At 47.0% G+C, this 6734-nt stretch carries 7 protein-coding genes; all 7 read right to left on the bottom strand.

The genetic code is table 11. The annotated features are described in order from the left end of the window. Positions 1-167: 167 nt before the first annotated feature. The 7 genes from CLV80_RS17650 to CLV80_RS17620 all read right to left on the bottom strand — a co-directional run bounded on the left by CLV80_RS17650 (position 168) and on the right by CLV80_RS17620 (position 6694). Positions 168-1025 carry a hypothetical protein gene (locus tag CLV80_RS17650; RefSeq protein WP_133169797.1) on the bottom strand — a complete coding sequence of 286 codons (858 nt, stop codon included), beginning with the start codon at positions 1023-1025 and terminating at the stop codon, positions 168-170. Continuing rightward, positions 1015-1548: an NUDIX hydrolase gene (locus CLV80_RS17645; RefSeq protein ID WP_106359261.1), complete on the bottom strand. Its 534-nt coding sequence runs from the start codon at positions 1546-1548 to the stop codon at positions 1015-1017. Before CLV80_RS17645 ends, CLV80_RS17650 begins: the two co-directional genes overlap by 11 nt. Continuing rightward, on the bottom strand, positions 1541-2647 hold the full coding sequence (locus CLV80_RS17640; RefSeq protein WP_106359260.1) for a class I SAM-dependent methyltransferase: 1107 nt from the start codon (positions 2645-2647) through the stop codon (positions 1541-1543). Before CLV80_RS17640 ends, CLV80_RS17645 begins: the two co-directional genes overlap by 8 nt. A 66-nt stretch (positions 2648-2713) precedes the next feature. After that, positions 2714-3256, bottom strand: a complete 543-nt coding sequence (locus CLV80_RS17635) for an ATP-binding protein (protein WP_106359259.1) — start codon at positions 3254-3256, stop codon at positions 2714-2716. After that, a complete protein-coding gene (locus tag CLV80_RS17630; RefSeq protein ID WP_106359258.1) occupies positions 3253-4788 on the bottom strand; it encodes a GNAT family N-acetyltransferase in 1536 nt (511 codons plus the stop codon). The genes CLV80_RS17635 and CLV80_RS17630 overlap by 4 nt, the downstream gene beginning before the upstream one ends. Beyond that, positions 4763-5554 carry a helix-turn-helix domain-containing protein gene (locus tag CLV80_RS17625; RefSeq protein ID WP_106359257.1) on the bottom strand — a complete coding sequence of 264 codons (792 nt, stop codon included), beginning with the start codon at positions 5552-5554 and terminating at the stop codon, positions 4763-4765. Before CLV80_RS17625 ends, CLV80_RS17630 begins: the two co-directional genes overlap by 26 nt. Positions 5555-5635: 81 nt before the next feature. Further along, positions 5636-6694, bottom strand: a complete 1059-nt coding sequence (locus CLV80_RS17620; RefSeq protein ID WP_106359256.1) for an N-acetyltransferase — start codon at positions 6692-6694, stop codon at positions 5636-5638. Between the last annotated feature and the right edge of the window lie 40 nt (positions 6695-6734).

Here is a 6734-nt window from a genome sequence, read left to right as displayed (position 1 = left end):
AACATGCCAGAAACGGAATGCTGTCGCCCGTCGACTTCGAAAACAGACAGCTAAATGTGAACCAAGAAGGTGTCTAGGAAACTAGGGGCTATTCACCGGTAGGAATCGATTCAGTTGAATTTAAGCTATCTGAACTTGCCGTTTTGCTCATTTTGCCCGCCTCACTGTTAATCAACTACCTTTTCGATGGAAACGTTTGGATCACAAACGCCCTCTGTCTTCATGCTTTTCGACCATACTGAATCAAACTGAGAGACAGCCATAGCGTGAAAATCGGGTGAAGCCGCTTTTGTCGCATGAAGCATCGGACGATTGCGGGCCGGAACTTTGTAAGCGTAAAGCTCTATGGACGCACTGGATTCACCAGCTAGCTTCTCGACCGCCAAGATACTGAATGACATCGCAATATCACATGTCCTAACTTCGACATGATCATACTTTTCTGCTAAGGCCTCAAATAATCGGAGAGCAGAACGGCATTGGTGGCGGTACGCTTCTATATCATCGCTTTCATAAACAACTTCGTTGCAAAGCCTTTCAACCGCATCACTATCTGGGTGGCACACGACTAGTTGAATCGAACATCCCTGCTCGGCAAGTTCTTCGAACAAGCTGCGGTATTCATTTGCCAGCCGAAAAAGCGAGCCACCAGAGATCTTGAGGCTGGTCGAACCAGCCAACCTACCTTCTAGCGGTGGTAAGACCTTCCTTGATCCAACCAGTGAATCAAGTCCCACATTTGTTGGCAGGCTTATCCGATCGCCCAAAACCGTCACGTCGTCGCCGATTTTTTCTATCATATTTCTGTTTTCGCGGTTCACGAACCAACGTTCAGAAAGCAGCGTCGCGGCGATGAGTACATTGACTGCCAAAAGTCCCTGCAAAATGGTCTCTGATGTCAGTTGGTAAAAGCTGGCCGCCGTCGTCAAACCTATGCAAGCAAACAACGTCAGAACCGGAGGACTATCTCTAAGTAAAAATACTATAAAATTACGAAATTTGTGGGTAGTTGTTTCATTTTTCATTCAAGATACTCTTCCTCGAGATGCGATCGTAGATAAGCAGACTGGTTATCGACTTCGGGTCTGTAAGCTCGCCGCTATCAATGGCGGATCGAATTTGGCTGGGCGAAAGGAGGCAAGTTTCCGTAATTTCTTCCTCGGTAGTTGGTACCGGTGATCCTTCGCCTACAATCTCCGTTTCATACAAATGAGCAAATTCGTTCGAAAAATGAGGTGCAGTATAGAATTTCCGAAGGAGGCACGCGCATTTCCCTTTCAATCCTGTTTCTTCGCGAAGTTCTCGCAAAGCAGCGGTTTTTGGATCCTCATCGGCCTCAAGCTTGCCCGCTGGCAATTCAAGTATTTGTAAGCCTGTAGCCACACGATGTTGGCGAACAAATGCAATTTCACTTTGTTCCGTTAGAGCTATACAAATTACTATGTTTGGCCGACCGATGTACTCCAGTCGAACATCTTGATTTTGGATTTTGCGACTTGTCTGGTGGACTGACAGGTGCTTTCCAGAATACTTGAGTATATCATTCATCGGCCTCACCCTTTGCGACACAAAGATACCCTATCCAGTTTTTTTGCCGCTCTACCTCTTTTGTCCTGAAACGGTTCAGAACTTCGAAGCCGGCATCGGACAAGAGTTGCGAGAAAGCATCCTCTGTCCAACTAGACCTAAACCGAAGCATCTTTTTATCGTAGTCTTCTTTGACAAAAAATCCTTCTGAGCCTTCCAATTCGGACGTAGTATTGATGAATATTCGGCCACTTCTGACCAACCAGCGCCGTACTCGTAGTAGTTGTTTCAAAGCAATTTCCTTTGGAAACAAATGGATGAATGCTCCCATGTAGACACCATCAAAGTGGCAATCTGGAAAATCAACATCCTGTACGTCGGCTATGACGACTGACGCGTTGGGTGCCGCTTTTTGTGCAATTGAGGCCATTTTTGGTGATAGCTCGACTGCTATCACTTGATCGCCAACTGAGCCAAGGTGGGCCAATACGCTTCCAGATCCGGGACCCAATTCAAGGAGCCGCTTTGGGCAATCGCGTAAGCCATCGGTTAAGTGGGACGCTAGATCTTGCGGTGGTTCTTGACTTTCCCCGGGCGTTTCAGCCCGATCAATGTACTCTTTTGCAAGGACTTCGTACGCAATTTTATTGATAACAGACGTGATCTTTCCCTTGGTATGCAACGAAAGGGTTAAAATGATCTCTCCTAACGGTGTCCGGGCCTCCGTCACTCGAAATCCTCTGTCTGTTAGATAAGAAAGTAGCGGCTCGTATTTTGGATAAACCGTCACAAAAAGTGTTTCGACGCCTTTTTCCACAAGAAAAAGAAGAACACTCGACAAGAGCTGATCAGCGATGCCCTGGGCGCTTGCTCCTTCAGAAATTTTGAAAGTAGAAAGCTTAGCGCTTAGTGAGGCATCGCCGTGAACCCCCTCACCTAGTTTAATGATCGCAATAGCGACCAACCGGGCATCAGGAGTATTAGCGATCCAAGCTTTTCTGGTTTCCGGTTCTTGGGATACCTTCGCGCACCACTCTTTGAATGTCGGGTAGTCTTGATACAAGCTTGCAAAAAGAGGGTCCGAAAAGTCGATATGCGAGGTTGAAATAGGGGTTATCATTTTTTCTGAATGCTCTCCCCACCGTAGGCGTCGACGTCCTTCCAGATTGCTATAAATATCGTCATGCTATTGCAGCCCTAGGATGAATGAACTCACGGGCTTTACGTCCATATTGGTTGCCTCAATCAACGGTACATTCAGTGACCGACACATAGTCTTTGCTACTGCTATGGAGCGTGACTGATGTTCAAAAATTTCCTGTTTGGACAAGATCGGGCGATCTCTTTTATCATCACTAATCCTGTGCTCCAGAATTCTTGTTGGGTCGGCCGACAGATGCACCATACCGTCTATGTTCAAAGCTTCAAATATGTCGGCACTTAGTTCTTCTAGTCCCAACGGGCCATGAATCACGACATGACCGTCCATGATAATATATCGTTTATTGAGATCTCGCGATTGATGAAATCCTTCTATCAGGAATTGCTGATTTTCATCGATGTCGGCTAGTCGAAGTCGATCGCGATCAGATGACTTAATCGCACTGCCCATTTTGATGAGCGTGCCCGCTGTTAAGTGTTGTATCGGCAGATCTTCGGCCAACTGTCGTGCAAAGGTCGTCTTGCCGACACCAGAAATCCCAACCAATGCGACTATCTGCTGCTTCATACGTCAAACCCCAAATTTGCCCTAGATAATATGTCTTCAAAGGGCTTGCCCTTTATCTCAAAGATCGATTGTGGGAAGCCTCGGATTACCTGCATTTTTTTCAGTTCATCGTATCCTATTGGTGGGTCCACGTAGCCAACGAGTAAATAGTTTATGACCTTTACTGGCTTTGCCGGACTAGCCTGCCAGGCATCTAGTTCTTTTTCGCCATAAACAGATCGCCCACCAGTCTTTAGCATCAGGTCTTTTGTCGATGTTGCCATTGTGACTTCTTCCAGCACGCCTATTGCCGTGATTGCTCGAGAGGGTAGCTCTTTTGAAGTGCTCTTATAGAAGAATAGTATCGATCCTGGTTCTGCTAGCTTGGACGGCGCTCGGCAAAGGTACACCTTCCGGATAGTGTTCCCTGGTCTAGTAGGTGACTCTGCGCGCGAGGCACCTACAAAAAGGTCCGCCTGCTTCGGCTCCCATAAATCAGGATACAGTGTATCGTGATACTCTTCTTGGATTGGAATTCCAAAGCAGCGTACCTGATCTGTGACAAGGAACCGTGGATAGTTCCGACGCGTTGTTTGGAACACTGTTTCAGAATGTTTTGGCACGAGCTTAGATGACCCAAAAGAACGCTCATATATCAACTCGCCGTCTGCTTTGCTGCCAGCCCGCACAAAGCCATAGTATTCTAAGAGTTCGATCAGAGATGTTTGATCTTCAAAAGTGGTGAGATAAGCTAAGTCGTAGGCATTTGACTGTGCAAACCAAAGAACCTGCTTCAGAAGTAGTTCACCCAGCTTCACCCCTCGCATTTCTGGGTGAACCTTGAATGTGCATACTTTGAGTATCCGAGTGGATTTTGTTACCGCGTCGGTATCGTCTCCGGTCTCGTCTTTTCTAACAATTAGGCCAGCGAGGTTCTCATCTTCATAGACGACCCAACATGGACGCCGTTGTTTAATGCACTTGTCATTCCACCAATTGTCAAAGCCCCTATATCCGTCCCTTAAACTATCAAAAAAGCCATCTTCATGATCGATCGTGTGAGCCGCGACTTCAGAAACATGCCTGATGGGAACCTCTTTTGGCTCGTAGGTTTGAACTAGAAGATCTGCGGCGTCACTAATGAACAAGACACGGCGTGCCATATCTGTCGAATGCCTAAGGGCACGTTGGTGCAAACCCTTATCTTGAGTTACGAGGAAATCGACCGCCCCGATTTTTAATGCGTTGAGCAGTGTAGCATCGACCACATCGTTTGGCTTTTTTAGTGTGCCAAAGTCCTGTTCCAGCTCCGTTTCCGTTAGTCCTCGGCGCTTCGAAAGAACCCTATACTTATTTAATTTGCTCACCGATATTTGGCGACGACGTAAATCTTTGTCTCGTGCGATGTCATCCATTGCCGCTGCATGCACAAAAACATCGATCTTATGCTTGGTCGAAAGGCTGAGAAACCTAGCATAAGCTGGATTTACCGCATGGTCGTCCTCAAGACCTATAAGGATGTTCGTATCAATGAGATACGACTGAAGATTCATCCTTGAGAGCCCTTCTTAGGTCACGTTTTGCATATAGGTAAGACTGAGGAGGCTCGAAACCAAACTGCTCTCTCAGCTTTGATAACGGTATTGGATCCGAGAACGTCCGAACGTCGTCAAACAGCAATGCAAAACCAAAATCCCGTCCTTCAAAATACTTGTCAAAATCTGGCTTATCAATAAATGCTGTATCCTCAAATTCGCTCCATATCTGATCAATCGGAAGCTTCAAAACGTCTTTGATTTCCGCCACCCCCACCATAGCACGAACTGGTGAGGTAGAATAAATGTATGCAATTGTACCGCTCGGTGCAGAGACTGGAAACCGGCGGCGTAACTCTACAGTTTTACTGCCTTGGAGTATCTTGTCCGTGTATTTTGGCCGAATAGAGAGAACTACGTCACGCTGTGCTTTGAAGGGTTCATCACCCAAGAGTGGTAGCACCATTTGATCATCGTTACCAAACTCCACGTCAAAGGCGTCTCTTATGCTAAGTGCGAGTGGCGCATCAGCCGGAAAGCTGGCGTCGATGCGCAGAGATGCACCCAGAGCTTCAACATATTTTCGTACAGTCGAAAGATGTACGTCTCCACCCTTTTCGATCTTGGATATGGCCGCTTGCTGCACCTCAAGACGAAGAGCCATCTCCTTCTGGGTTAAGTTTGATAACAACCGCAAACGCCTCAAAGATGGTCCAACGTCCTCTGTTCGGCCCTGTGTGGTGGCTGCAAAGGCCTCAATGATTTTTCCCGACAGTTTGCCCATACTTGATCCCCATTTTCGTTTCGTCGTATGCTAGCTCGACATTCCTTGCAAGGAATATTTCAGTGCGACAGGCATCATTTCCTAGTCGATTATGATGCCGCTCGGGACTTCCGCGAGCTCGAGCAACCGACGGGCTTGTTCTTCTGATAACTCCTTAAGATCCCAGCGGGGCTGTTCCGCTATTAGAACGTCTTCTAGGAGGAATTTGCGGATAATACGTCGTTCGAATGCTGCGTTGTAGAGCATTCTTAGCGTAGAAGTTCGAGCGCTGGTCCGGTAGGCGGTCTTCAGTTCAACTTCTTCAAAAACGCTGTGTTTTTTGCAATAAGCAATGAATTCCGCTTCATTTTCAAAGTCTTTTTTTCTTTTGCTCTCGACGGCCACACAGACAGATGTGGCGACAGACCTAAAGTATGCAGGGCCCTTCTTGTCACAAGTACGGTACATAAAGACAATGTCTCCCGCATTAACTCGAGACAAAGCTACTTTTCCGACATAGATTTTTTCGATCGTGTTGGTATGAGATACGTCACTGACAGTGTCGACGGGATCTGTCACCAGCTTTGAGTCGGGCAGCAATCGCGTATGGTACTCTGGGTAGATTGCAAGAAGCCAACACTTGCGACCTCCCAAACTAAGCCGAGGGTAATTTAGACGGATGTCCGAATGGTCGGTCTGAAGATCCTTTACGAAAACGCATTCCACTCCGCTAACTGAGTCCTTTTGACCCCGCAAAGCAAAGCCATATCTCTCTAGCAGACTTATAAGCTCTTTGTGTTTGGCGAAAACGGTTACATATACGCCTACGCACTCTTCCGCGACGGCATGGTCGAAGGCTTTTTTTATTACTCGTTCACCTGCTTTAGTTCCGGCCGCGTTTATCTTGAGCGTTCCGACTTTAAGCCATCTTCCGGGCCCAAGATTAGGTTCAATGTCTTGGATGGGGCCCTCTTCTATCTTAATATAGAGCATACCCTGTACAGCATTGGAGATTGAATCTTCCAATATGTAGGCTTTTTCAGCCGCCTTCGAAGCAAACCACCTATCAAAACCCACATATCCATCTCGCAGGCTGTCGAAGAATTCGTCTGATACGTCAACATCCCCAAGGGCTTTGTAAACTAAAACTCGATCTGACACTTGGCCTCACTATACATTTTTGGTCTAGAGCTTGGTCCGA

Source organism: Yoonia maritima (assembly GCF_003003285.1).
GTDB lineage: Bacteria > Pseudomonadota > Alphaproteobacteria > Rhodobacterales > Rhodobacteraceae > Yoonia > Yoonia maritima.
Note: the sequence above shows the minus strand (reverse complement) of the source record. Positions and strands in the feature narration are given on the sequence as shown.

Excerpts from the sequence above, each read along its gene's own strand:
- CLV80_RS17650 (WP_133169797.1), bottom strand. The coding sequence starts at position 1,025 with ATGAAAAATGAAACAACTACCCACAAATTTCGTAATTTTATAGTATTT.
- CLV80_RS17645 (WP_106359261.1), bottom strand. The coding sequence starts at position 1,548 with ATGAATGATATACTCAAGTATTCTGGAAAGCACCTGTCAGTCCACCAG.
- CLV80_RS17640 (WP_106359260.1), bottom strand. The coding sequence starts at position 2,647 with ATGATAACCCCTATTTCAACCTCGCATATCGACTTTTCGGACCCTCTT.
- CLV80_RS17635 (WP_106359259.1), bottom strand. The coding sequence starts at position 3,256 with ATGAAGCAGCAGATAGTCGCATTGGTTGGGATTTCTGGTGTCGGCAAG.
- CLV80_RS17630 (WP_106359258.1), bottom strand. The coding sequence starts at position 4,788 with ATGAATCTTCAGTCGTATCTCATTGATACGAACATCCTTATAGGTCTT.
- CLV80_RS17625 (WP_106359257.1), bottom strand. The coding sequence starts at position 5,554 with ATGGGCAAACTGTCGGGAAAAATCATTGAGGCCTTTGCAGCCACCACA.